This window comes from Paraburkholderia sp. JPY419 (genome assembly GCF_050435705.1).
GTDB classification, from domain to species: domain Bacteria; phylum Pseudomonadota; class Gammaproteobacteria; order Burkholderiales; family Burkholderiaceae; genus Paraburkholderia; species Paraburkholderia youngii.
In genome coordinates this window covers 1,481,633-1,506,201 of record NZ_JBNDKV010000002.1, presented here as the reverse complement: position 1 = coordinate 1,506,201, position 24,569 = coordinate 1,481,633, and the positions used below count along the sequence as shown (strand labels likewise).

Below are 24,569 nucleotides of genomic sequence, written 5' to 3'. Positions count from 1 at the left end.
CCGACGAAATTTGCCGAGGACGACGATGGACTGCGTTTTTTGCCGTGAAGACGGCGGCGATGTGCTATGGCAGGACGACGCGTTGCGAGTCGTCCTCGCCGACGAACACGACTACCCGGGCTTTTGCCGGGTCATCTGGAACGCTCACGTAGCCGAGTTTTCGGATCTTTCCGCCGACGAGCGCGATCACGTGATGAAGGCCGTCTACGCGGTCGAGCGAGCGCAGCGGCGCGTGATGCAGCCCGCGAAGGTCAATCTCGCGAGCCTCGGCAACCAGGTGCCGCACGTGCACTGGCACGTGATTCCGCGTTTCTCGAACGACGCGCATTTTCCGCTGCCGATCTGGGCGCCGCGCCAGCGCACGGTGTCCGAAGCGATGCTGTCGTCGCGTCGCGCGCACGCCACGTTGCTGCGCGAAGCCGTGCGGCAGGAAATCGAACAGGCGCTGGGCTGAGCATCGCTGAGTCCGCCGCCGCGCACCGCCGGGCTCCGGTCGGTGCGCGGGGCGGCCGAGCCGTCGTTATCACCCCGCCGTTATCTGATGAGGCCAACATGAGCGGATTGACTCCCGAGACGCCGGTGCCGACCGGCGTGGTCGTGCATTCCAAGTCGCGCGTGCTCGAACTGCAGTACGAGAACGGCGAAACGTACCGGCTGCCGTTCGAACTGCTGCGCGTGTATTCACCGTCGGCGGAAGTGCAGGGCCACGGGCCCGGCCAGGAAACGCTGCAGACGGGCAAGCGCGACGTGACGATCACGATGATCGAAGGCGTCGGCAATTACGCGCTGCAGCCGACTTTCTCCGATGGCCACTCCACCGGTATCTATTCGTGGGACCTGCTGTACGACATGGCCGTACGTCAGGATGAACTCTGGCGCGCGTATCTCGCCAAACTGGCAGCGGCCGGCATCGATCGCGACACGCCGATGGTGCCCGCCGCTGCTGCGCACGGGCACTGTCACTGATACGATTCGCCCCCGAACGCCGCTCGAGCGGCGCAACATTCAAGAACACGCGAAAGGACGAGCGCGATGAGCAAAACCCACTTCGGCTTTCAATCGGTCGACGAACAGGACAAGGCGCAGAAAGTGGCGGGGGTGTTCCACTCGGTGGCCGCCAACTACGACCTGATGAACGACCTGATGTCGGGCGGATTGCACCGGGCGTGGAAGGTGTTCACGATCGCCCAGGCGAACGTGCGGCCGGGCTACAAGGTGCTCGACATCGCGGGTGGCACTGGCGACCTGTCGAAGGCGTTCGCCAAACAGGCGGGCGAGACGGGCGAGGTCTGGCATACCGACATCAATGAATCGATGCTGCGCGTCGGCCGCGACCGGCTGCTCGACAAGGGCATCATTACGCCGACGCTGCTTTGCGATGCCGAGAAAATCCCGTTTCCGGATAACTATTTCGACATCGTGACGGTCGCGTTCGGCTTACGCAACATGACGCATAAAGACATCGCGCTCGCCGAGATGCGCCGTGTGCTGAAACCGGCCGGGCGGCTGCTCGTGCTCGAGTTCTCGAAGGTATGGGACCCCCTGAAGAAGGTCTACGATCTGTATTCGTTCAAGGTGTTGCCGTGGCTCGGCGAGCACTTCGCCAAGGACGCGGAAAGCTACCAGTACCTGGCGGAATCGATCCGCATGCATCCTGACCAGGAAACTTTAAAAACTATGATGGAACAAGCCGGTCTCGACAATGTCAAATATTACAATTTGTCAGCTGGCGTGGTAGCGTTGCATGTGGGGACCAAATACTAGGGTCCCTAACCCATCGATTTTTAAAGGAAAGTGCGAAATGTCCGATTCGAATTTGTTATCTGCTCGTAAGGTTAAGGGGTCGCTGGCGAGAAGAATCGGACTGATCGCGATGGTCGGTCTGCTGACGGCCGGCACCCTTGCCTCTCTCGACGCCGAAGCACGCCGCATGGGCGGCGGCCGTAGCTTCGGCCGTCAATCGAACAGTCTGCAGCAGCAGCGTCAGACGCCGCCGCCGTCCCAGCCGGCGCAGAACAATCAGGCCACGCAGCAGAGCGCGCAACCGGCGGCTCCTGCAACCAAGCCCACGCCGCCCGCCGCGCCGAACCGCAATCGCTGGCTCGGGCCGATCGCCGGTCTCGCGGCCGGTCTGGGCATCGCCGCGTTGCTGTCGCATTTCGGGCTCGGCGAGGCGTTCGCCGGCATGTTCGCCAACGTGATCGTGATTGCGCTGATCGCGATGGTCGTGATCTGGCTCATCCGCCGCTTTACCGGCCGCAAGCGCGATGCGGCGCAACCGGCTTATGCGGGCACGGCGCCGTCGCTGAACACCAAAAGCACCGACTATATTCAGGAGCCGCGTTACACCGCGCCGCCGACCGGCTCGTATCTCGAACCGCAAGGCAACCCGTTGACGACGCCATCGCTCGGCGCGACGCCGTCGGTGCCGGCCGGGTTCGATTCGGAAGCGTTTCTGCGTAACGCGAAGGTGTACTTCGTGCGCCTGCAGGCCGCGTGGGACGTCGGCAACGTCGATGACATCCGCGAATTCACGACGCCGGAAATGTTCGCCGAAGTGCGCGTCGATCTCACCGCGCGCGGCACGCAGCCGAACCAGACCGACGTCGTGCAGTTGAACGCCGAGCTGCTCGGCGTCGAGGAGCGCGCGACCGAATACTTCGCGAGCGTGCGCTTCTCCGGTTTGATCCGCGAGGCGCCGGGCGCGGCGGCCGAGCCGTTCGTCGAAGTCTGGAATCTGACGAAGGCGAACCGCCCTGGCGAAGGATGGCTGCTTGCCGGCATCCAGCAGGTCGAGCAACACTGAGATGCCGAAGCATCGAGTCGCGTTTGCTTCGAAAAAGGCCGGCCACGGCACAGCAATTCCTTGCCTCGCGCATCGCTTAGGCCGTTCGGCATAGAAGGCCGCAAAGCGAACGGACGTTACAATGGGAGCCCGCGCAAGCACCTCGCTCGCGCGGGTTTTTTCTTGCCACCTTCGATGACCCTCGCCGCCAAGCCCTTCGCTGCTGCTGTCAATCATCTGCTCGCCCGCGAATCGTGGGCCCGTGAGCGCTTCGCCCCGTACGCGGGCAAGACCGCACGCCTGTCATGTCCACCGGTTGTGCTTGCACTGCTCGTGCAGCCCGACGGCTATCTCGGCACGCTCGACGAAGCCGAAGCGCATCAGTTCGACGTAACCATCTCGGTGCCGTCCGACGCACTGCCGGCCTTCCTGCAAGGTGGCCAGGCCGCAGTGATGAAGCACGTGAAGATCGAGGGCGACGCCGAGTTCGCGACCGTGATCGCGAAGCTCGCCGAGCATCTGCGCTGGGAGCCGGAGGAAGATCTCGCGAAGCTGATCGGTGATGGGCCCGCGTGGCGCATCACGTCGCTCGTGCGTTCGGTCGGCGAGCATGTGCAACGCACCGGCCGCAACCTGCTCGACACGGCAGCCGAGTATCTGCTCGACGAGAATCCGCAACTGGTGCGCCGTACCGCGCTCGCGGACTTCAACGTCGAGCTGGCGCGCGCGCGTGATTCGCTCGCGCGCGTCGAAAAGCGCATCGAGCGTCTCGAACAGAAGGTCGAAGCCCGCGGCGCGCAAGCGTCGGGCGGCGCCGCCACGTCGCGCGGCACGCGCTAGTCAACGGGCCCAGTCATGCGTTTTCTGCGTTTTCTCAAGATATTTTTTACGGTCATCCGCTTCGGCCTCGACGAAATGATGTTGAGCCGCATCAACGATCGGCGCGTGCGTCTGCTGCTACGTATCACGACGCTCGGCCGCAACTTCGATGCGCCTCCAGGTGTGCGTCTGCGGCTCGCACTCGAAAGCCTAGGGCCTATCTTCGTCAAGTTCGGCCAGGTGCTGTCGACCCGTCGCGATCTGCTGCCGGTCGATATCGCCAACGAACTCGCGAAGCTGCAGGACCAGGTGCCCCCGTTCGATTCCGCGGTCGCGATCGCGCTCGTCGAGAAGTCGCTCGGCGCGCCGGTCGACGTGCTGTTCGACGATTTCGAGCGGGTTCCGGTCGCGAGCGCGTCGATCGCGCAGGTCCACTTCGCGACGGTGAAGGCCGGCCAGCACGCGGGCAAGGCGGTCGCGGTGAAGGTGCTGCGGCCCAACATGCTGCCGGTGATCGATTCCGACCTCGCGCTGTTGCGCGACATCGCCGTGTGGGCCGAGCGTCTGTGGGCCGACGGCAAACGCCTGAAGCCGCGCGAGGTGGTCGCCGAGTTCGACAAGTATCTGCACGACGAACTCGACCTGATGCGCGAGGCTGCCAACGGTAGCCAATTGCGGCGCAACTTCCAGGGGCTCGACCTGCTGCTCGTGCCCGAGATGTACTGGGAATTCTGCACGCCCACGGTGCTCGTGATGGAGCGCATGGTCGGTGTGCCGATCAGCCAGGTCGACACATTGCGCGCGGCGGGCGTCGATATCCCGAAGCTCGCGCGCGAGGGCGTCGAGATTTTCTTCACGCAGGTGTTCCGCGACGGCTTTTTCCACGCCGACATGCACCCCGGCAACATCCAGGTGAGCCTCGATCCCGCGCACTTCGGCCGCTATATCGCGCTCGACTTCGGCATCATCGGCGCGCTGTCGGACTTCGATAAAAACTACCTCGCGCAAAACTTCCTCGCGTTCTTCAAGCGCGACTATCATCGGGTCGCGACGCTGCATCTGGAGTCGGGCTGGGTGCCGCCGACCACGCGTGTCGAGGAGCTCGAAAGCGCGATCCGCGCGGTCTGCGAACCGTACTTCGATCGCGCGCTGAAGGACATTTCGCTCGGCCAGGTGCTGATGCGCCTGTTCTCGACGTCGCGGCGCTTTAACGTCGAGATCCAGCCGCAGCTCGTGTTGCTGCAAAAGACGATGCTGAACGTGGAAGGACTCGGCCGTTCGCTCGACCCCGAACTGGATCTCTGGAAGACCGCGAAGCCTTACCTCGAACGCTGGATGAACGAGCAGATCGGCTTGCGCGGCTGGTACGAGCGTCTGAAGATCGAGGCGCCGCAGTGGAGCAAGACCTTGCCGCAGTTGCCGCGCCTCGTCCACAACGTGCTGGCCGAGCGCCATCATCCGGTGGGCGGCGCGAACGACGACGTGATCCGCCAGATCCTGCTCGAGCAGAAGCGCACCAACCGTCTGCTGCAGGGCCTGCTGCTATTCGGCGTGGCGGTCGGCGTCGGCGCGATGCTGGCGCGGGCGTTCCTGGCGCTCGCATATGGCGGTTGAGTGCGGCTGACGGCCCATTGGCCGCGCTGTGTTTCAGCGGCGGTGTAAGCCGCGGCTCGCGGTGACGGCCGCGCGCAAACCTGAACGAGGCATCCGATGAGCGATCCGACCGAACCCCCCATGCCCGATTTCGCGAACCGCGATCCCAACTCACCCGAGTTCTGGGACGAACGTTTCGAGCGCCGTTACACGCCGTGGGACCAGGCGGGCGTGCCGTCCGCGTTTCGCGCGTTCGCCGAACGGCACCGCGACGCCGCCGTGCTGATTCCAGGCTGCGGCAGTGCCCACGAAGCGGTATGGCTCGCACGTCAGGGCAACCCGGTGCGCGCGATCGACTTCTCGGCCGCCGCCGTCGCGGCGGCATGCGAGCAACTCGGCGCGCAGCACTCATCGCTGGTCGAACAGGCGGACTTTTTCAGCTATGCGCCGCCGTTCACGCCGGCATGGATCTATGAGCGCGCGTTCTTCTGCGCGCTGCCGCCGACGCGCCGCGCCGACTATGCGCAACGCATGGTCGAACTGCTGCCGTCCGGCGGGTTGCTCGCGGGGTACTTTTTTATCGGCGCGACGCCGAAGGGGCCGCCGTTCGGCATCGAACGCGATGAGCTCGACGCGCTGTTCACGCCACACTTCGAGCTTATCGAAGACGAAGCGGTCGACGACTCGATTGCCGTTTTTGCCGGACAGGAGCGCTGGCTCACCTGGCGGCGTCGCGGCTAGCGCCACGCGCCGCTCTTGAGAGGTCCGCGGGACGCCCCCATCTGGCGCGGTGGCGGGCGCGTCACGCGTCCGCTTCCCGAAATCCGGGGAACGGACATCGTTTGCGGCTATAATTCAAGGCTTTGCAAGCGTTTACAAGATTTCAGTAGGGATTTGGAGTAGGAAAGGATCATGCCGATCTACGCTTATCGTTGCGGGTCATGCGGCTTTGGGAAGGACGTGCTCCAGAAGATGAGCGACCCCCAGTTGACGCAGTGCCCCGAGTGCGGAAAAGACACCTTTAGCAAGCAACTCACCGCCGCCCGCTTCCAGTTGAAGGGCTCCGGATGGTACGTGACCGATTTTCGCGGTGGCAGCGGCGGCACGAGCGCGCCGGCCGCCTCGGAAGCGAAGTCCGAGCCGTCCGCGGCCGCTGCCCCGGCTGAACAGGCTGCCCCGGCCGCGCCCGCGGCCCCCGCCGCAGCGCCCGCCGCCGCGAGCGCGAGCGGTTCCGGCAGCGCCTAGTGGGACCGCCGCCCCGCGCGGGCGGCGTATCTACCGCGCATGGGCTTCGGCCTGCGCAGCTTTCTGGCGGTACACATGACGACGAAGAAATTCACGCTCAAATCGGTGTTTCTGACCGGCCTGCTGGTGCTGGTGCCTCTGGCTATCACACTGTGGGTGCTCGGTCTGATCATCGGCACGATGGACCAGACGCTGTTGCTGCTGCCTACCTCGTGGCAGCCGGAACGCGCGATCGGCTATCGCTTGCCGGGCCTCGGCGCGGTGCTCACGCTCGCGTTCATCTTCGTCGTCGGGCTGTTGACGCAGAACTTCATTGGGCAGAAGCTCGTGCAGTGGTGGGAACTGCTGGTTGCGCACATTCCGGTGGTCGGCCCGCTCTACACCAGCGTCAAGCAGGTGTCCGACACGCTGCTGTCGAGCAGCGGCAATGCATTCCGCAAGGCGCTGCTGATCGAGTACCCGCGCCGCGGTTCCTACACGATCGCGTTTCTGACCGGCATCCCGGGCGGCGACGTGGCCAACCATCTGAAGGAAGATTACGTCAGCGTGTACGTGCCGACCACGCCGAACCCGACGTCCGGCTTCTTCCTGATGGTGCCGAAAAGCGAAGTGATCGAGCTCGACATGACGGTCGACGCTGCGCTCAAGTACATCGTCTCGATGGGCGTCGTGGCGCCGTCCGCGCCACCGCCGGCGCCGGTGCGCCGCACCACCGTCGAGCCTCCGCTGTAATGCCGGCGCGCAACGCTTCATGCAGGATCGTCTGCGGCGCGCCGTTCAACCAATGCAAAACGAAAGACAAACATCATGTCGATGAGATCTGAATACTGCGGTCTGGTGACCGAAGAACTGCTGGGCCAATCCGTCTCGCTGTGCGGCTGGGTAAGCCGCCGCCGCGACCATGGCGGCGTCATCTTCATCGACCTGCGCGATCGCGAAGGGCTCGTTCAGGTCGTCTGCGATCCGGATCGCGCGGACATGTTCAAGATTGCCGAAGGCGTGCGCAACGAGTTCTGCGTGCAGATCAAGGGCGTCGTGCGCGGTCGTCCGGAAGGCACGACCAACGCGTCGCTGAAGAGCGGCAAGATCGAAGTGCTGTGCCACGAGCTGATCGTGCTGAACGCGTCGGTCACGCCGCCGTTCCAGCTCGACGACGACAACCTGTCGGAAACCACGCGTCTCACGCATCGCGTGCTCGACCTGCGCCGTCCGCAGATGCAGCACAACCTGCGTCTGCGCTATCGCGTCGCGATCGAAGTGCGCAAGTACCTCGACGAGCAAGGCTTCATCGACATCGAAACGCCGATGCTGACGAAGAGCACGCCGGAAGGCGCGCGCGACTACCTCGTGCCGTCGCGTACGAACCCGGGCCAGTTCTTCGCGCTGCCGCAGTCGCCGCAGCTGTTCAAGCAGTTGCTGATGGTCGCGAACTTCGACCGTTACTACCAGATCACCAAGTGCTTCCGCGACGAAGATCTGCGCGCCGACCGTCAGCCGGAATTCACGCAGATCGACTGCGAAACCTCGTTCCTGTCGGAGCAGGAAATTCGCGATCTGTTCGAGGCGATGATCCGTCACGTGTTCAAGACGACGATCGGCGTTGCGCTCGACGAGAAATTCCCGGTCATGGAATACGCGGAAGCGATGCGCCGCTTCGGTTCGGACAAGCCGGACCTGCGCGTGAAGCTCGAGTTCACCGAGCTGACCGACGCGATGCGCGACGTCGACTTCAAGGTGTTCAGCACGCCGGCCAACACGAAGGACGGCCGCGTTGCGGCGCTGCGCGTGCCGAAGGGCGGCGAGCTGTCGCGTGGCGACATCGACAGCTACACGGAATTCGTGCGCATCTACGGCGCGAAGGGCCTCGCGTGGATCAAGGTCAACGAAGCGGCGAAGGGCCGTGACGGTCTGCAAAGCCCGATCGTCAAGAACCTGCACGACGAAGCGCTGAAGGCGATCATCGAGCGCACCGGCGCGCAAGACGGCGACATCATTTTCTTCGCGGCGGATCGCGCGAAGGTCGTCAACGACAGCCTCGGCGCGTTGCGTCTGAAGATCGGTCATTCGGAGTTCGGCAAGGCCAACGGTCTCGTCGAGTCCGGCTGGAAGCCGCTGTGGGTCGTCGACTTCCCGATGTTCGAATACGACGAGGAAGACAACCGCTACGTCGCCGCGCATCATCCGTTCACGAGCCCGAAGGACGAGCACCTCGAGTACCTCGAAACGGACCCGGCGCGCTGCCTCGCGAAGGCCTACGACATGGTGCTGAACGGCTGGGAAATCGGCGGCGGCTCGGTGCGTATCTATCGTGAAGAAGTGCAGAGCAAGGTGTTCCGCGCGCTGAAGATCAACGCGGAAGAAGCGCAGGCCAAGTTCGGCTTCCTGCTCGACGCGCTGCAATACGGCGCGCCGCCGCACGGCGGTATCGCGTTCGGTCTGGACCGCATCGTCACGATGATGGCCGGCGCCGACTCGATCCGCGACGTGATCGCGTTCCCGAAGACGCAACGCGCGCAGGATCTGCTCACGCAGGCACCGAGCGAAGTCGACGAGCGCCAGCTGCGTGAGCTGCACATCCGTCTGCGTTCGCCGGAACCGAAGGCGTAAAACCGTGGCCGCTTCGCGCGGCCGCGAAAAAGCCACACGAGCGAAACGAAAAGGCGCTGAGGTGTTCTCCACCTCAGCGCCTTTTTCATTTTTTGCGTTACAGTGAAGCCACCGCTTTCCCGACCCTTTCGACCGTCATCCGACATGTACCGCGCGTCGCGTCGCGCCCAGTTTTGAGCCATGCCGAAACCGCCGAAAATTCCGCAGTCCGTCCTCGTCATCATTCATACGCCCGCGCTCGACGTGCTGCTGCTCGAACGCGCCGACCATGCCGCGTTCTGGCAGTCGGTAACGGGTTCGAAAGACCGGCTCGACGAACCGCTCGCCGACACGGCGGTGCGTGAAGTCGGCGAGGAAACCGGCATCATGATCGGCGGCGCGCTGGTGCCGCGCAGCGCGTTGTTCGACTGGCAGTACTCGATCGACTACGAGATCTACCCGGAATTTCGTTACCGCTACGAAGCGGGCGTGCTCTACAACACCGAGCACTGGTTCAGCCTGCAGGTACCCGAACGTATCGACGTGTCGCTCGCGCCGCGTGAACACACCGCCTATATGTGGCTGCCGTATCAAGAGGCCGCATCGCGCTGCTTTTCATCGTCGAATGCCGATGCGATCCTGCAGTTGCCGCGCCGCCTCGCCGCGCGCCCGATTGACCCCCAATCCGGCCAGCTGGCCGGGGAGCGTGGCCAGTGAGCGCAGGCGGTTCGGGCCGTCTCGCGCGTCTGCGGCATACGTTGCTCGGCCGTCGTTACTTTCAGCGCTACCGCTTCACCGGCAACAACCAGGTCGAGCTCCTGCGCTCCGGCGACGACTTCTTCGACGCGCTGATCGAGCGCATCGATGCTGCAGAGCACAGCGTCGCGCTCGAAACCTATATCTTCTGCGACGACGAAGCCGGCCACGCGGTCAGCGAGGCGTTGCTGCGCGCGGCCGCGCGCGGCGTCAGGGTGCGCGTCATCACCGACGGCATCGGCACCGCGCGCCTGAAAATGTTCGAGCAATGGCCGGCGGGCGGCATCGAGCATCGCATCTACAACCCGCATCTGTTCGGCCGCTTCGGCTTTTCGCGCACGCACCGCAAACTGGCGGTGATCGACGATCGGATCGCGTATTGCGGCGGCATCAATATCGTCGATGACTACGAGAACAACGGCGAGAAGCTGCCCTACCACCGCTGGGACTTCGCGGTCGAACTGCGCGGGCCGGTGGTCGCTGACGTGCGCGACGCGATCGAGGTGCAGTGGCGGCGGATTCGCCTCGGCCATCGGCCGCTCGATTCGATCAGGCCAGACGTTTCGTCGCAGGACGCCAACTCGCTCGGCAGTCTGCGCCGGCGCCGGCGGCGCCGCAACGAGGAGCTGTGGGCCGGCGGCGAGCCGTGCGTCGCGTTCGTCGCGCGCGATAACCTGATCAACCGCCGTGCGATCGAAAAGGCCTATCTGGCCGCGATCGGCCAGGCACGCCATGAAGTTCTGCTGGCGAATCCGTACTTCATGCCGGGGCGCAAGCTGCGCCGCGCGCTGGTGTTCGCGGCGCGGCGCGGCGTGGTCGTGAAGCTGATCATCGGGCGCAAGGAGTTCAAGGCGCTCGATTACGCGGTGCCGTTCCTGTACCACGCACTGCTGCGCGCGGGCGTGCAGATCGCCGAATACGAGAAGACGCTGCTGCACGGCAAGGTCGCGGTGGTCGATTCGAACTGGGGCACGGTCGGTTCGTCGAATCTCGATGCGCTCAGCCTGATGCTCAACAATGAAGCGAACGTCGTGCTCGTCAACGATCCGTCGATCGCGAAACTTCGCGATGCGATTCTCGATGCGTTCACGGACGCGCGCCGAATTGATGAAGCGCACTACGAATCGCGACCGGCGCGCTTGCGCGCGCTGAGCTGGATCGCGTACACGAGCTACCGGGTCGCGATGAAACTGCTGACGGTGGGCGGCTACGATTGACACTAATAGAACACGCGCGCACTCGTCGGCAACCGTCAATACAAGGCAAACGCCTCTAAAAAATCTGATTGATCTGATGGTCGAAAGCCGCAAAATTAGAGGCCGGTTAGAAACCGGTTTCTAATAAAGTCCTTGTTTCGGGGACGGCAAGCACTCAATAATAGTACGGCCGTTCGATTTTAGATTCGGTCACATTAGAACGGTAGAACAGCTATGCGAAAAGGCGAACAAACCCGAGCCGCGATTCTCGACGCAGCACTCGATCTGGCAGGCCGAGACGGACTGGAAGGTCTGACGATTGGCCTGCTCGCCGAGCGCATGCAGATGAGCAAGAGCGGCGTGTTCGCGCATTTTGGGTCGCGCGAGGATCTGCAGGTCGAGGTCGTGCGCGAGTATCACCGCCGTTTCGAAGACGAGGTGTTTTTCCCGAGCCTGCGCGAGCCGCGTGGTCTGCCGCGCTTGCGCGCGATGATTTCCCGCTGGTTCGAGAAGCGCATTCAGGAAGTCACGACCGGATGCATCTACATCAGTGGCGCCGTCGAATACGACGATCGCGCGGACAGCCAGGTGCGCGAGCAACTGGTGGCGAGCGTGTCGACGTGGCGTGCGGCGCTCACGCGCGCGATTTCGCAAGCGATGGAAGAAGGGCATCTGCGCGCCGATACCGACCCGCAGCTGATGCTGTTCGAACTGTATAGCGTCACGCTCGGCCTGCATCACGACGCGCGCTTCCTGCATTTGCCGGATGCGGTGCGCCTTACGTGGGCCGCGCTGGAAAAACTGATTAATTCGTATCAGAGCGAAAGCCGTTAGCTGCGTCGCCGGAACTTACCGGAAACGCGCGGCGCACAAGGTCCCTACACGGACCCGGCCAACGGCCTGGCTTTTTGTCAATCCAGGGAGAGGAAGTCATGGGACAGTACGCCGCGCCGCTGCGCGACATGCAATTCGTGTTGCACGAACTGCTCAACGTCGAAGCCGAACTTCGGCACATGCCGAAGCACGCCGATCTCGATGCCGACACGATCAACGCGGTGCTCGAGGAAGCCGGCAAGTTCTGCTCCGAAGTGCTGTTCCCGCTCAACCACAGCGGCGATCAGGAAGGCTGCACGTATGCCGGCGACGGCGTCGTGACCACGCCGAGGGGCTTCAAGGAAGCCTATCAGCAATACGTCGAAGCCGGCTGGCCGGCGCTTGGCTGCGACCCGGAATACGGCGGTCAGGGGTTGCCCGCGTTCGTCAACAACGCGCTCTATGAAATGCTGAACTCGGCGAATCAGGCGTGGACGATGTATCCGGGCCTGTCGCACGGCGCGTACGAATGCCTGCACGCGCATGGCACGCCGGAACTGCAGCAGCGCTATCTGCCGAAGCTCGTCGCAGGCGTCTGGACCGGCACGATGTGTCTGACCGAGCCGCATTGCGGCACCGACCTCGGCATTCTGCGCACCAAGGCCGAGCCGAATGGCGACGGCTCGTACTCGATCAGCGGCACGAAGATCTTCATCTCGAGCGGTGAACACGATCTGGCGGAGAACATCGTTCACCTCGTGCTCGCGCGTCTGCCGGATGCGCCGAAGGGCACCAAGGGCATATCGCTCTTCATCGTGCCGAAGTTCGTGCCGAACGAAGCGGGCGAGCCCGGCGAGCGCAATGACGTCAAGTGCGGCTCGATCGAGCACAAGATGGGCATTCACGGCAACGCGACCTGCGTGATCAATCTCGACAACGCGAAGGGCTGGATGGTCGGCGAGCCGAACAAGGGCTTGAATGCGATGTTCGTGATGATGAATGCCGCGCGTCTCGGCGTCGGCATGCAGAGCCTCGGCCTCACCGAAGTCGCCTATCAGAACTCGCTCACGTATGCGAAAGAGCGTCTGCAAATGCGTTCGCTGACCGGTCCGAAGGCGCCGGAGAAGGCCGCCGATCCGATCATCGTGCATCCGGACGTGCGCCGCATGCTGCTCACGCAAAAGGCCTACGCCGAAGCCGGCCGCGCGTTCTCGTACTGGTCGGCGCTGCAGATCGACAAGGAGCTGTCGCACGCCGACGAAGCCGAGCGCAAGGAAGCCGCCGACCTCGTCGCATTGCTCACGCCGATCCTGAAGGCGTTCTTGTCGGACAACGCGTTCGAAGGCACCAATCACGCGATGCAGATCTACGGCGGCCACGGCTTCATCGCCGAATGGGGCATGGAGCAGTACGTGCGCGACGCGCGCATCAATATGATCTACGAAGGCACCAACGGCATCCAGTCGCTAGATCTGCTCGGCCGCAAGGTACTCGGCGACATGGGCGCGAAGCTGAAGAAGTTCGGCAAGCTCGTCGCCGAGTTCGTCGAAGCCGAAGGCATCAAGCCGGAAATGCAGGAGTTCGTGAACCCGCTAGCCGACATCGGTGAAAAGGTGCAGAAGCTGACGATGGAAATCGGCATGAAGGCGATGCAGAACCCGGACGAAGTCGGCGCCGCGGCCGTGCCGTATCTGCGCACGGTCGGTCATCTGGTGTTCTCGTACTTCTGGGCGCGCATGGCACGTATCGCGCTGGACAAAGAGGCATCGGGCGATCCGTTCTACAAGGCGAAGCTCGCGACCGCGCGGTTCTACTTCGCGAAGCTCCTGCCCGAAACGGCGATGACGATCCGCCAGGCGCGGGCCGGTTCCAAGCCGATGATGGACATCGAAGAAGCGTTGTTCTAACGCTCACAGATAGAGCGAGGCGCCCGCGCGCAGCGAACCCGCGCTGCCTCGCTCCAGACCACACACCTCGCGCGAAGCATGGCTGACGCTTCGCGCCACCGCACAACTCTCCGGAGAAACGACGTGAGCAATCTGATCATTCGCAAGGTAGCCGTGCTCGGCGCCGGCGTGATGGGCGCGCAGATCGCCGCGCACCTGATCAACGCCAAGGTGCCCGTGCTGCTGTTCGATCTGCCCGCCAAGGAAGGCCCGAAAAACGGCATCGCGCTGAAGGCGATCGAGAATCTGAAGAAGCTGTCGCCGGCGCCGTTCGGCGTGAAGGACGACGCGCAATACATCCAGCCCGCGAACTACGACGACGACATCGAAAAGCTCGCCGAGTGCGACATCGTGATCGAAGCGATCGCCGAACGCATGGACTGGAAGCACGACCTGTACAAGAAGGTCGCGCCGCACATCGGTCCGAACGCGATCTTCGCGACCAATACGTCGGGGCTGTCGATTACCGCATTGTCCGAAGGTTTCTCGGACGAACTGAAGGCGCGCTTCTGCGGGGTGCACTTCTTCAATCCGCCGCGCTACATGCATCTGGCCGAACTGATCCCGACCGCGACGACGCGTCCGGAAATTCTCGATCAGCTCGAAACCTTCCTGACCAGCGTGGTCGGCAAAGGTGTCGTGCGCGCGAAGGACACGCCGAACTTCATCGCGAATCGCGTCGGCGTTTTCTCGATCCTCGCGGTTATCGCCGAAGCCGAGAAGTTCGGCCTGCGTTTCGACGAGGTGGACGACCTGACCGGCGCGCGCCTCGGCCGCGCGAAGTCGGCGACGTTCCGCACCGCCGACGTGGTCGGTCTCGACACGATGGCGCATGTGATCAAGACGATGCAGGACACACTGCCGGACGATCCGTTCTTGCCGGTCTACGAAACGCCGGCCGTGCTAGCTGAACTGGTGAAGAAAGGCGCGCTCGGCCAGAAGAGCGGTGCCGGCTTCTACCGCAAGGAAGGCAAGGCGATCAAGGTGCTCGATCCGAAGACCGGCAACTACGTCGACGGCGGCGGCAAGGCGGACGAAATCGTCGGCCGCATCCTGAAGCGTCCGGCTGCCGAACGCCTGAAGCTGTTGCGCGAAACGCAGCATCCGCAGGCGCAGTTCCTGTGGTCGATCTTCCGCGATGTCTATCACTACATCGCCGTGCATCTGGAGTCGATCGCCGACAACGCGCGCGACGTCGATCTCGCGATCCGCTGGGGCTTCGGCTGGAACGAAGGCCCGTTCGAAGGCTGGCAGACGGCCGGCTGGAAGCAGGTCGCCGAGTGGGTGCAGCAAGACATCGCGGCGGGCAAGGCGCTCGCCGACGTGCCGCTGCCGTCGTGGGTGCTCGAAGGCGCGGTCGCCGACAAGGGCGGCGTGCACACGGCCGAAGGTTCCTGGTCGCCGGCTACGCAGAGCTTCGTGCCGCGCTCGTCGCTCGACGTGTACAAGAAGCAGGTGTTCCGCGCGCCGCTCGTCGGCGAAACCGGCGCCGATCCGAAGACCTACGGCAAGACGCTGTTCGAGACCGATGCGGTGCGCGCATGGGTCGACGATCGCGCGGGCGAGGACGACGTGCTGATCGTGTCGTTCAAGAGCAAGATGAACACGATCGGACCGGCGGTGATCGAGGGTCTGACGCAGGCGATCGAACTGGCCGAGAAGGACTACAAGGGCCTCGTCGTGTGGCAGCCCACGTCGCTGAAGCTCGGCACGCCGGGCGGTCCGTTCTCGGCGGGCGCGAACCTCGAAGAAGCGATGCCCGCGTTCATGATGGGCGGCGCGAAGGGCATCGAGCCGTTCGTGAAGAGTTTCCAGCAGGGCATGCTGCGCGTGAAGTACGCGAACGTGCCGGTGATTGCGGCGATCTCGGGCATCGCGCTCGGCGGCGGCTGCGAGCTCGCGCTGCATAGCGCGAAGCGCGTCGCGCACATCGAGAGCTATCTGGGTCTCGTCGAAGTCGGCGTGGGTCTGGTGCCGGCGGGCGGCGGCCTGAAGGAAGCGGCGCTGCGCGCGGCCGAAGCGGCAAGCCAGGTCGGCGCGACCAACGATCTGCTGAAGTTCCTGCAGAAGTCGTTCGAGAACGCGGCGATGGCGAAGGTGTCGTCCTCCGCGCTCGATGCTCGCGCGATGGGCTACCTGAAGCCGTCCGACACGATCGTCTTCAACGTGTTCGAACTGCTCGACGTCGCGAAGAAGGAAGCGCGCGCGCTTGCTGCTGCGGGCTATCGTGCGCCGCTGCGCGCGACGCAAGTGCCGGTCGCGGGCCGCTCGGCGATCTCGACGATCAAGGCGTCGCTCGTCAACATGCGCGACGGCCGCTTCATCAGCGATCACGATTTCCTCATCGCGAGCCGCATCGCGGAAGCGGTGTGCGGCGGCGACCTCGAAGCGGGCAGCCTCGTCGACGAAGAATGGCTGCTGCAACTCGAGCGTCGTGCGTTCGTCGAGCTGCTCGGCACGCAGAAGACGCAGGAACGGATCATGGGCATGCTGCAGACCGGTAAGCCGGTGCGCAACTAAGCGGGCGACTGAAGGGGAACTCGAAATGGCCAAGCAATTGCAAGACGCATATATCGTCGCCGCGAGCCGCACGCCGATCGGCAAGGCGCCGCGCGGCATGTTCAGGAACACGCGCCCGGATGAACTGCTGGTACACGCGATCAAGTCGGCCGTCGCTCAGGTGCCCGGCCTCGACACCGGCGTGATCGAAGACGCGATCGTCGGCTGCGCGATTCCGGAAGCGGAGCAGGGCCTGAACGTCGCGCGGATCGGCGCGCTGCTCGCCGGTCTGCCGAACACGGTCGGCGGCGTCACGGTGAACCGCTTCTGCGCGTCGGGACTGACCGCGCTCGCGATGGCCGCGGACCGCATCCGCGTCGGCGAGGCGGACGCGATGATCGCGGGCGGCTGCGAATCGATGAGCATGGTGCCGATGATGGGCAACAAGCCGTCGCTGTCGCCGCATATCTTCGATCGCAACGAAGACGTTGGCATCGCGTACGGCATGGGTCTGACCGCGGAGAAGGTCGCCGAGCGCTGGAAGATCAGCCGCGAAGCGCAGGACGCGTTCTCGGTCGAATCGCACCGCCGCGCGATCGCCGCGCAGCAAGCCGGCGAATTCAACGACGAAATCGCCGCGTACACGATCACCGACCGCGTGCCCGATCTCGCGACCGGCGAGATCAACGTGAAAACGCGCGAGGTGAAGCTCGACGAAGGCCCCCGCGCGGACACGTCGATGGAGGGCCTGGCGAAGCTGCGCGCGGTGTTCGCGAACAAGGGCTCGGTCACGGCGGGCAACAGTTCGCAGACCTCGGACGGCGCGGGCGCGTTGATCGTCGTGTCGGAAAAGATCCTCAAGCAGTTCAACCTGACGCCGCTCGCGCGTTTCGTCAGCTTCGCGGTGCGCGGCGTGCCGCCGGAAATCATGGGCATCGGCCCGAAGGAAGCGATTCCGGCCGCGCTGAAGGCTGCCGGCCTGAAGCAGGACGACCTCGACTGGATCGAGTTGAACGAGGCGTTTGCCGCGCAGTCGCTCGCGGTGATCCAGGACCTCGGCCTCGATGCATCGAAGATCAACCCGCTCGGCGGCGCGATCGCACTGGGCCATCCGCTCGGCGCGACGGGCGCGATTCGTGCGGCGACCGTGGTGCACGGCCTGCGCCGCCGCAACTACAAGTACGGCATGGTGACGATGTGCGTCGGTACCGGCATGGGCGCGGCGGGCATCATCGAGCGTCTGTGAGCCGCTGATCTCACCGGGGATCCTTCGGTGATCCAGCGAGGACCGCGCAACGGTTCGCAGGCCACCCGGCTTGCGAACCGTTTTTACATTCAGCAGGAGCACAAGGAGATGAGCGGGATGACGACGGATATTCTGATCGAGCGCGCCGATGCGGTGCTGACCATCAGCTTCAACCGGCCCGGCAGGAAAAATGCAATCACGGCCGCGATGTATCAGACGATGGCCGACACGCTCGTAGAAGCGCAGGGCGACGCGTCGGTGCGCGCGATCCTGATTCGCGGCAGCGCGGGCATTTTCAGCGCGGGCAACGACCTCGAAGACTTCATGAAGACGCCGCAGGTCAGCGGCAACCCCCCGGTGATCCAGTTCCTGCGCGCGATCAGCGCGGCGGAGAAGCCGCTCGTGGCGGCGGTCGCGGGGCCGGCGGTGGGCGTCGGCACGACGCTGCTGCTGCATTGCGATCTGGTCTACGCGGCCGACACCGCGAGCTTTTCGCTGCCGTTCACGCAACTCGGGCTGTGCCCGGAGGCGGCGTCGAGCTTGCTGCTGCAACGCGTAGCCGGCTATCAGGCGGCGGCGGAAAAACTGCTGCTCGGCGAGGCGTTCGACGTGGCGGAAGCGCTCCGGATGGGCCTGGTGAATCGCGTGCTGCCGGCGGGCGAAGTCGACGCGTTCGCGGCGTCGCAGGCTGCGAAGCTGGCGGCGCTGCCGGCGTCGTCGCTGCGCGTGACGAAGAGCCTGATGAAACGCGCGAGCCAACAGGAAGTGCAGACGCAGATGACCGAGGAGTTCGTGCACTTCGGCAAGATGCTGCTCGCGCCCGAGGCGCGGGAGGCTTTCAAGGCGTTCTTCGAGAAGCGCAAGCCGGATTTCCGGCAGTTCGACTGACGGACGTACGGCGCAGCCGTGCTTCGGGGCGGGTTAGCCGTGAGTCGCCGCTGCGGCGCTTCAATCGCTCAAACCCGCGGCTGCCACGTGTCGTAATCGACGTAGCTGCCTTCGCGGCAGAAGCTCACGAGCCGCACGCCCGCCTCGCGCGCAATCGCAATCGCGAGCGACGACGGCGCCGAGATCGTCGCGACCATCGGCACGTCGACGCGCGCAGCCTTGCGCACCAGTTCGTAGCTCGCGCGGCTCGACAGAAACACGAAACCGTCGCGCGTATCAGTGCGATCGAGCACGAGCTGGCCGATCAGCTTGTCGAGCGCGTTGTGGCGGCCGACGTCCTCGAACGCATAACGGATCGCGCCTTGCGCATCACACCACGCGGCCGCGTGCAGGCCGCCCGTCAAACGCGTGAGCGCCTGGTGCTCGGGCAGCGCGCGCGCGGCGCGCGCTATCGCATCGGGCGCGAGCCGCTGCAAAAAGCCGGTGTCGGGTACACGCTGCGGTTTCAGATCGAGCAGATCGATGCTTTCGATGCCGCACACGCCGCAGCCGGTGCGCCCGGCGAGCGCGCGGCGCTTTTCCTTCAAACCGGCGAACGCCTGCTGCACGACCTGCAATTGCACCTCGGCATGCGGCAGTTCGCCGTGCCCGTGCAGTTCGACCTCGATGTCCTGAATATCGCTGCCGCGCTCGACGATCCCCTCGGAAATCGCGAAGCCGACCGCGAACGCTTCGAGATCGCGCGGCGTGCACATCATCACCGCGTGCGAGATGCCGTTGAACACCAGCGCGACCGGCCACTCCTGGCCGACGTGATCGGTGGCGGTTTCGGTCGACGTGCCCCGATGGCGGCGCACCTCGAGTTGCACCGCGCCGGGTTGTTCGTCGCTGTCGAGGTCGTGGGGCTGGCCGTTTGCCGCCTCGGTTGCACGTCCGTTTTCCTGTCCGTTCAAGCTGCTTCACTCCTGTGGCATGCCGCGCATCCAAGTGCCCGCCCGGCTCGCCGTATGCTTAGCGGCCGCCGCCGCGCGGGCCGCCGTCGCGCGAATAAGGTTCTAAAATACCTCAAGCGACGCCCGTACGCTGTCCGCCACCGACAAGGAGCACTGACATGGGACTCAACGAAGCACCGCTTCTGTTCGACTTCGAAGTCGCGTCTTCGGAGAATTTCACTTATATCCCGATGTCGGTGCGCTTCAATCTCGACCGGTTCGGGCTGCGCATCACGCTCGCGCAGTGGCAGCAACTGCCGCTCGAAGACCGCAAGCTGCTCGCGCGTTTCCCGGTCGAAGAAGACACGCAGATCGAACCGAATTTCGATCACGCGCTGTTCGAGATGCTGCGCACGCACGCGAACATCGAACCGGAGTGGTTCACGCCGGAGGAGTCGCCGGCCTGGCGACAAACCGACAGCGTGCCCGACGGCGTCGCGCATCAGGCGGGGCTCGCCGGACTCGCCGCGCCGAGCGTCGCGCGCTGGGCGGAGCTCGATCCATTCAAACGTTACGTGCTCGCGAAGCTGTCGCGCAAGCCCGAGGCGAACCACGATTTCGTCCCGGCGATGAAGGAATTTGGCGCGGCCGGCTAGGCGCGGCCGGCTAGGCGCGGCCGGCTAGGCGCGGCCGGCTAGGCGCGGCCGGCTCCGCAACTTCCCCAATCCTCAGATTTTTTTCACGCCGACCCTCAACCCGCTTCCGATCACTGCCGATATCCAAAGGTTGGCGCGTAAAAGATTTGCATCGATGCGGCCCGACGCACCGGTAGCGAGCGCGCTTTCCCGCCCTCGGAACGATTGACGTTCGGAACCCATGAATCCTTTTTTGTCGAAGCGACTGCTGATCAATATTGCGGTCGTGGTCGTCGCGGTCGGTGCAAACGCGTTCGTCGCGTACACGCAGATTCGCGGGCAGCGAGACGCCGATGCGCGCCTCGCGCGCTCGACCAGCGTGCGCCAGAACCTCGATGCCTATCACGCCGCGCTCGGTAAAGCGCTCGCCGCGGTGCACCGCCTGAGGGAGTCGGGCGATCCGGTCCCGCCGGACGCGGCCGCTTCGATGACGAACACACTCGCGAGCCGCGAGGATGCACTGCGCGACGAACTCGCGAGCGAACCGTCCATGTCGGCGGCGCTCGCCAGCCTGAGCGCGGCGCGGCACGCGCTGCAGCACGATCTCGAGGACACGCTGCGCAACCACGCGAGCGACTTACCCGGCGCGGCCAGCGCGACGTCGGGCGCGGCATCGACCGAAGCACCGATCTCGGCCCACGACGACGCGCGATTCGACGCATCCGTCGACTCCGCGCCGTCCGACCCGCAGCTTGCCCCCTCGCTAGAGCGTGTCGAAGCCGCGCTCGCCTCGTTGCGCAGCGACGAAAACCGTTCGTTGCAGATCGCGCTCGCGGCATCGGCGAGCGACAGCCAGCGCGCGATGTTCGTACTGCTCGTGACGATGCTCTGCGGCAGCGTGCTGCTGATGCTCACGTTCGGCGTGCGCGAGAACAGCGCGCGTGAAAAGCTGCGCAGCGCCCGCGCGCTGGCGCGCAACGACGAGCGTTTTCGCAGCCTGTTCGACGACCACAGAGTGCCGATGTACATCTTCGATCGCGATACGCTGCGCTTTCTCGCCGTCAACGCTGCCGCGATCGAGCAATACGGCTACACGGAAAGCAAGTTTCTGGGCATGACGATCCGCGCGATTCACCCTGATTCCGAAGTTGCGCGCCTCGAGAAGCATCTGGCGCGCAGCGCGGACTTGCGCCAGAGCCACACGATGGCGGGCATCTGGCGGCATCGGCGCAACGACGGCTCGATCATCAGCGTCAACGTGTCGTATCACGCGCTCAGCTTCATGGGCCGCGACGCGTCGTTCGTGCTGGCGGACGACGTGACCGATCAGATCAACGCCGAAGCCGAAGCGCTGCGCTCGAATCAGATGCTCGAAGCGGTGATCGACAACATTCCGCAGCGGATTTTCTGGAAGGATCTGAACTCGCGCTATCTGGGCTGCAACATGGCGTTCGCGCGCGACGCGGGGCTCGCGTATCCCGAGCAGGTGATCGGCAAGAGCGACACCGATTTGCCGTGGCGCGCGTTCGCCGACCTGCTGAACGAGCACGATCGCGAAGTCGCGAGCACCGGCGTGCCGAAGATGAACTTCGAGGTCGACTTCGTGATCGACGGCGTGCATCGCACGAGGGTCACGAGCAAGCTGCCGTTCACCGACGGCGACGGCCAGGTGATCGGCGTGCTCGGCTCGTACACCGACATCACCGAGCAAAAGCGCGCCGATCTCGCGCTGCGTCTGCAAAGCCGTGCGCTAGACGCGAGTGTCAACGCGATCCTGATCACCGCGCCGTCGCCGTCGGGCAATCTGATCGAATACGTGAATCCGGCGTTCATGCGTATCACCGGCTACGATCTCGATGAGGTGATCGGTCACGACTGCCGCGTGCTGCAACGCGACGACCGCGACCAGGAGGGCGTCGCATTGATTCGCGAGGCGCTCGCGGCGAATCGGGAGGTCAGCGCCGTGGTGCGCAACTATCGCAAGGACGGTGCGCTGTTCTGGAATCAGCTGTTCATCGCGCCGGTGCCGAACGCGGAAGGCGTGATCACCCATCATATCGGCGTCATCAACGACGTGACCGAGCTGATCCGCTACCAGGAGCAGCTCGAATACCAGGCCAACTACGACGGCCTCACGCGGCTGCCGAACCGCAACCTGCTGCGCGACAGGCTCGAACATGCGCTCGTCGTCGCGCAGCGGCATCACACGGGCGTGGCAGTCGTGTTCCTCGATCTCGACGGCTTCAAGAACGTCAACGACAGCCTCGGCCACAGCGTCGGTGACCGGCTGCTCAGCGTGGTCGCCGAACGGCTCGCGCGCTGCTCGCGCACCAGCGACACGGTTGCGCGCCACGGCGGCGACGAGTTCGTGATCGTGATGACCGACACCGTCGACGAGCAATCGCTGATCACGTGGATGGAGCGCGTGCGCGCGTCGATCGCCGAGCCGGTGTGGCTCGACGGCACCGAGCTGTACGTCGGCTGCAGCATGGGCGCGAGCCTGTTCCCGCAGGACGGCGAGGACGCCGAAACGCTGATGAAGAAGGCCGACGTCGCGATGTACCGCGCGAAGGACATGGGCCGCAACACGTTCCAGTTCTATCAGCCGGAGATGAACGCGAGCGCGGGCGCGCGCCTGAATCTCGAACGACGCCTGCGCCGCGCGCTGCGCGACAACGAGTTCCTGCTGCACTATCAGCCGCAGGTCGATATCGTCAGCGGCCAGATCGTCGGCATCGAGGCGCTGGTGCGCTGGCGCGATCCGGAGGCCGGCCTCGTGCCGCCGTCGTCGTTCATTCCGCTTGCCGAGGAAAGCGGGCTGATCGGGCCGCTGTCGGAGTGGGTGCTGCGCGAGGCGTGCCGCCAGAACAAGGCGTGGCAGGATCAGGGCTTGCCGCCGGCGCGCGTGTCGGTGAATCTGTCGGCGCGGGTGTTCCAGCAGCGCGACATCGCGAAGCTCGTGATGCAGGTGCTCGCCGAGACCGGGCTCGAACCGAAGTATCTCGAACTCGAGCTGACCGAAAGCACGATCATGCGCAATGCGGAAGAAGCGGTGTTGATGCTCAACGAACTGCACGCGCTCGGCATCGGTCTCGCGATCGACGACTTCGGCACCGGCTATTCGAGCCTCAGCTATCTGAAGCGCTTTCCGGTGGACCGCCTGAAGATCGACCGCTCGTTCGTGTCGGATATCGGCGTGTCGGGCGACGACGAGACGATCACGTCGGCGATCATCGCGCTCGCGCATTCGCTGAAGCTGCAGGTGATCGCCGAGGGCGTGGAAACGTCCGCGCAACTCGACTTCCTGAGGGAACGCGCGTGCGACGAGATGCAGGGCTTCTATTTCGCGAAGCCGCTATCGACGGAAGGGATCTCCGAACTGCTGCACGGCGGGTTGGTGCCGGAGCTGGAGCCGGCGTGAAGGGAGCGTGACGCGCGGCGCCCAGGGGGCGCCGCGTGTCACCGCGTGTCGCGTCAAACGCCGGTCACTCCGCTGGCGTGTTCTTGAATACCGGCAGGCTTTCCGCGAACGTGGAAAATTTCTCGAGCCGCGGATGATCTGCCTTGCTGACGGCCTCCGGCAGCATCATGTGCGTGAACTGCCACGCGACGGCGACGGCCACGTCCGCCGCGCTGAACTGCTGCTGCGTGTCCGGCAGCGGCCCTTCGCCCAACTCGCGTTCGAGTTCGGCATAGGCGGCGAGCAGTTGCGCTCGCACGCGCTCCACCCACGCTTCATGCTGCTTCTCCTGCGGTCGCAGATTGCGCTCGTAGACGATCTGCACGCTCTTTTCGCACGCGGCGAGCGCGAGACCCGTCAGACGCGCGGCGCGCAACGCCGCGTCGGCTTGCGTCGGGAACAGCGGGGTGGGGCCGGCGAGCGTCGCCAGATACTGCAGGATCACCGTCGAATCCATCACGACCGCGCCGTTGTCGGCGACGAGCGTCGGCGCCTTGACGACCGGGTTGATCTTCGCGAACTGCTCGTAGGTGCGGAATACGGAAATCGACTCGTGTTCGAAGTCGAGCGCGAGCAGCTTCATGCAGATGGCGACGCGCCGCACGTACGGCGAGTCGAGCATTCCGATCAGTTTCATCACGTATCCATTAGAAGAGCGACAATCGGGCGCCCGGCCTCGTGCGCTGATCGGCTGAAACGGCTAGCGGGTGGCGCGGCGCGTGACGCATGGAACCGCTAGCTTAAGCATCCTTGCTGGCTCAGTCCAGCGCGGGCAGCGCGCGCGGACGGCGGTCGCTGTCGGTGGCGACGTAGGTGAGGATCGCTTCCGTGACCTTGACGACTTCCTGCGACAGGCGCATCCGCTGCGCGTAGACCTCGACCGACACCGTCACCGACGTATTGCCGGTCTTCACGATATCCGCGTAAAAGCTCAGCAGGTCGCCGACGAACACCGGCTGCTTGAACAGGAACGAATTGACCGCGATCGTCGCGACCCGTCCATTCGCGCGACGGCTTGCCGGAATCGAGCCGGCGATGTCGACCTGCGCCATGATCCAGCCGCCGAACACGTCGCCGTGAATGTTCGCGTCCGACGGCTGCGGCATCACGCGCAGCGCGCAAGGCTTGGAAGGAAGTTGAAGAAGATCGGTCATCGGGACATCCTTGGGA

General features: G+C 64.6%; 22 protein-coding genes. 19 read left to right on the top strand and 3 right to left on the bottom strand.

Going from position 1 to position 24,569, the window contains the following annotated elements:
- The first annotated feature begins 25 nt into the window (after nt 1-25).
- The 17 genes from QFZ91_RS13025 to QFZ91_RS12945 all read left to right on the top strand — a co-directional run bounded on the left by QFZ91_RS13025 (nt 26) and on the right by QFZ91_RS12945 (nt 18,372).
- On the top strand, nt 26-454 hold the full coding sequence (locus tag QFZ91_RS13025) for an HIT family protein (protein ID WP_013088371.1): 429 nt from the start codon (nt 26-28) through the stop codon (nt 452-454).
- A gap of 98 nt (nt 455-552) precedes the next feature.
- On the top strand, nt 553-966 hold the full coding sequence (locus tag QFZ91_RS13020; RefSeq protein WP_429567475.1) for a gamma-butyrobetaine hydroxylase-like domain-containing protein: 414 nt from the start codon (nt 553-555) through the stop codon (nt 964-966).
- Nucleotides 967-1,032: 66 nt separating this feature from the next.
- Nucleotides 1,033-1,764 (top strand): bifunctional demethylmenaquinone methyltransferase/2-methoxy-6-polyprenyl-1,4-benzoquinol methylase UbiE, encoded by a 732-nt coding sequence (ubiE, locus tag QFZ91_RS13015; protein WP_429567474.1) that lies wholly within the window; start codon nt 1,033-1,035, stop codon nt 1,762-1,764.
- Nucleotides 1,765-1,801: 37 nt separating this feature from the next.
- Entirely contained in the window at nt 1,802-2,806 is a 1,005-nt protein-coding gene (locus QFZ91_RS13010; protein ID WP_429567473.1) for a TIM44-like domain-containing protein, read from the top strand.
- Between the two features lie 174 nt (nt 2,807-2,980).
- Nucleotides 2,981-3,625: a ubiquinone biosynthesis accessory factor UbiJ gene (locus QFZ91_RS13005; protein ID WP_429567472.1), complete on the top strand. Its 645-nt coding sequence runs from the start codon at nt 2,981-2,983 to the stop codon at nt 3,623-3,625.
- A 15-nt stretch (nt 3,626-3,640) separates the two neighbouring features.
- Nucleotides 3,641-5,218 (top strand): ubiquinone biosynthesis regulatory protein kinase UbiB, encoded by a 1,578-nt coding sequence (gene ubiB / locus QFZ91_RS13000; RefSeq protein ID WP_429567471.1) that lies wholly within the window; start codon nt 3,641-3,643, stop codon nt 5,216-5,218.
- 96 nt (nt 5,219-5,314) lie between these two features.
- Entirely contained in the window at nt 5,315-5,938 is a 624-nt protein-coding gene (locus QFZ91_RS12995) for a thiopurine S-methyltransferase (protein WP_429567470.1), read from the top strand.
- Between the two features lie 171 nt (nt 5,939-6,109).
- Nucleotides 6,110-6,442 carry an FmdB family zinc ribbon protein gene (locus tag QFZ91_RS12990; RefSeq protein ID WP_429567469.1) on the top strand — a complete coding sequence of 111 codons (333 nt, stop codon included), beginning with the start codon at nt 6,110-6,112 and terminating at the stop codon, nt 6,440-6,442.
- 75 nt (nt 6,443-6,517) lie between these two features.
- Nucleotides 6,518-7,174 (top strand): DUF502 domain-containing protein, encoded by a 657-nt coding sequence (locus tag QFZ91_RS12985; RefSeq protein WP_176122430.1) that lies wholly within the window; start codon nt 6,518-6,520, stop codon nt 7,172-7,174.
- Nucleotides 7,175-7,249: 75 nt separating this feature from the next.
- Nucleotides 7,250-9,049 (top strand): aspartate--tRNA ligase, encoded by a 1,800-nt coding sequence (aspS, locus tag QFZ91_RS12980; protein ID WP_368594731.1) that lies wholly within the window; start codon nt 7,250-7,252, stop codon nt 9,047-9,049.
- 180 nt (nt 9,050-9,229) lie between these two features.
- Complete coding sequence (nudB, locus tag QFZ91_RS12975; RefSeq protein ID WP_429567468.1) at nt 9,230-9,745, top strand: dihydroneopterin triphosphate diphosphatase; 516 nt, start codon at nt 9,230-9,232, stop codon at nt 9,743-9,745.
- Entirely contained in the window at nt 9,742-11,001 is a 1,260-nt protein-coding gene (gene clsB / locus QFZ91_RS12970) for a cardiolipin synthase ClsB (protein WP_429567467.1), read from the top strand. Before nudB ends, clsB begins: the two co-directional genes overlap by 4 nt.
- A gap of 213 nt (nt 11,002-11,214) precedes the next feature.
- On the top strand, nt 11,215-11,814 hold the full coding sequence (locus QFZ91_RS12965; protein WP_429567466.1) for a TetR/AcrR family transcriptional regulator: 600 nt from the start codon (nt 11,215-11,217) through the stop codon (nt 11,812-11,814).
- A 98-nt stretch (nt 11,815-11,912) separates the two neighbouring features.
- The gene (locus tag QFZ91_RS12960) at nt 11,913-13,700 is read left to right on the top strand and encodes an acyl-CoA dehydrogenase C-terminal domain-containing protein (protein ID WP_429567465.1); all 1,788 of its coding nucleotides are present in this window, start codon (nt 11,913-11,915) and stop codon (nt 13,698-13,700) included.
- A gap of 123 nt (nt 13,701-13,823) precedes the next feature.
- Nucleotides 13,824-16,259, top strand: coding sequence for a 3-hydroxyacyl-CoA dehydrogenase/enoyl-CoA hydratase family protein (locus QFZ91_RS12955; RefSeq protein ID WP_429567464.1), 2,436 nt, complete (start codon nt 13,824-13,826; stop codon nt 16,257-16,259).
- Nucleotides 16,260-16,284: 25 nt separating this feature from the next.
- Entirely contained in the window at nt 16,285-17,484 is a 1,200-nt protein-coding gene (locus QFZ91_RS12950) for an acetyl-CoA C-acyltransferase (RefSeq protein ID WP_368588529.1), read from the top strand.
- Between the two features lie 117 nt (nt 17,485-17,601).
- Nucleotides 17,602-18,372 (top strand): enoyl-CoA hydratase, encoded by a 771-nt coding sequence (locus QFZ91_RS12945; protein ID WP_429567463.1) that lies wholly within the window; start codon nt 17,602-17,604, stop codon nt 18,370-18,372.
- A 68-nt stretch (nt 18,373-18,440) separates the two neighbouring features.
- Here QFZ91_RS12945 and fdhD read toward each other — a convergent pair whose 3' ends face one another.
- Nucleotides 18,441-19,325: a formate dehydrogenase accessory sulfurtransferase FdhD gene (fdhD, locus tag QFZ91_RS12940; protein ID WP_429567462.1), complete on the bottom strand. Its 885-nt coding sequence runs from the start codon at nt 19,323-19,325 to the stop codon at nt 18,441-18,443.
- A gap of 158 nt (nt 19,326-19,483) precedes the next feature.
- Here fdhD and QFZ91_RS12935 point away from each other — a divergent pair, with 158 nt between their 5' ends.
- Both QFZ91_RS12935 and QFZ91_RS12930 read left to right on the top strand, forming a co-directional pair.
- A complete protein-coding gene (locus QFZ91_RS12935; RefSeq protein WP_013088389.1) occupies nt 19,484-19,960 on the top strand; it encodes a nitrate reductase associated protein in 477 nt (158 codons plus the stop codon).
- Nucleotides 19,961-20,180: 220 nt separating this feature from the next.
- Entirely contained in the window at nt 20,181-23,360 is a 3,180-nt protein-coding gene (locus QFZ91_RS12930) for a sensor domain-containing protein (protein ID WP_429567461.1), read from the top strand.
- A 64-nt stretch (nt 23,361-23,424) separates the two neighbouring features.
- Here QFZ91_RS12930 and QFZ91_RS12925 read toward each other — a convergent pair whose 3' ends face one another.
- Entirely contained in the window at nt 23,425-24,036 is a 612-nt protein-coding gene (locus tag QFZ91_RS12925; protein ID WP_429567460.1) for a glutathione S-transferase family protein, read from the bottom strand.
- A gap of 121 nt (nt 24,037-24,157) precedes the next feature.
- Nucleotides 24,158-24,553 (bottom strand): acyl-CoA thioesterase, encoded by a 396-nt coding sequence (locus tag QFZ91_RS12920; RefSeq protein WP_176122442.1) that lies wholly within the window; start codon nt 24,551-24,553, stop codon nt 24,158-24,160.
- Nucleotides 24,554-24,569: the final 16 nt, after the last annotated feature.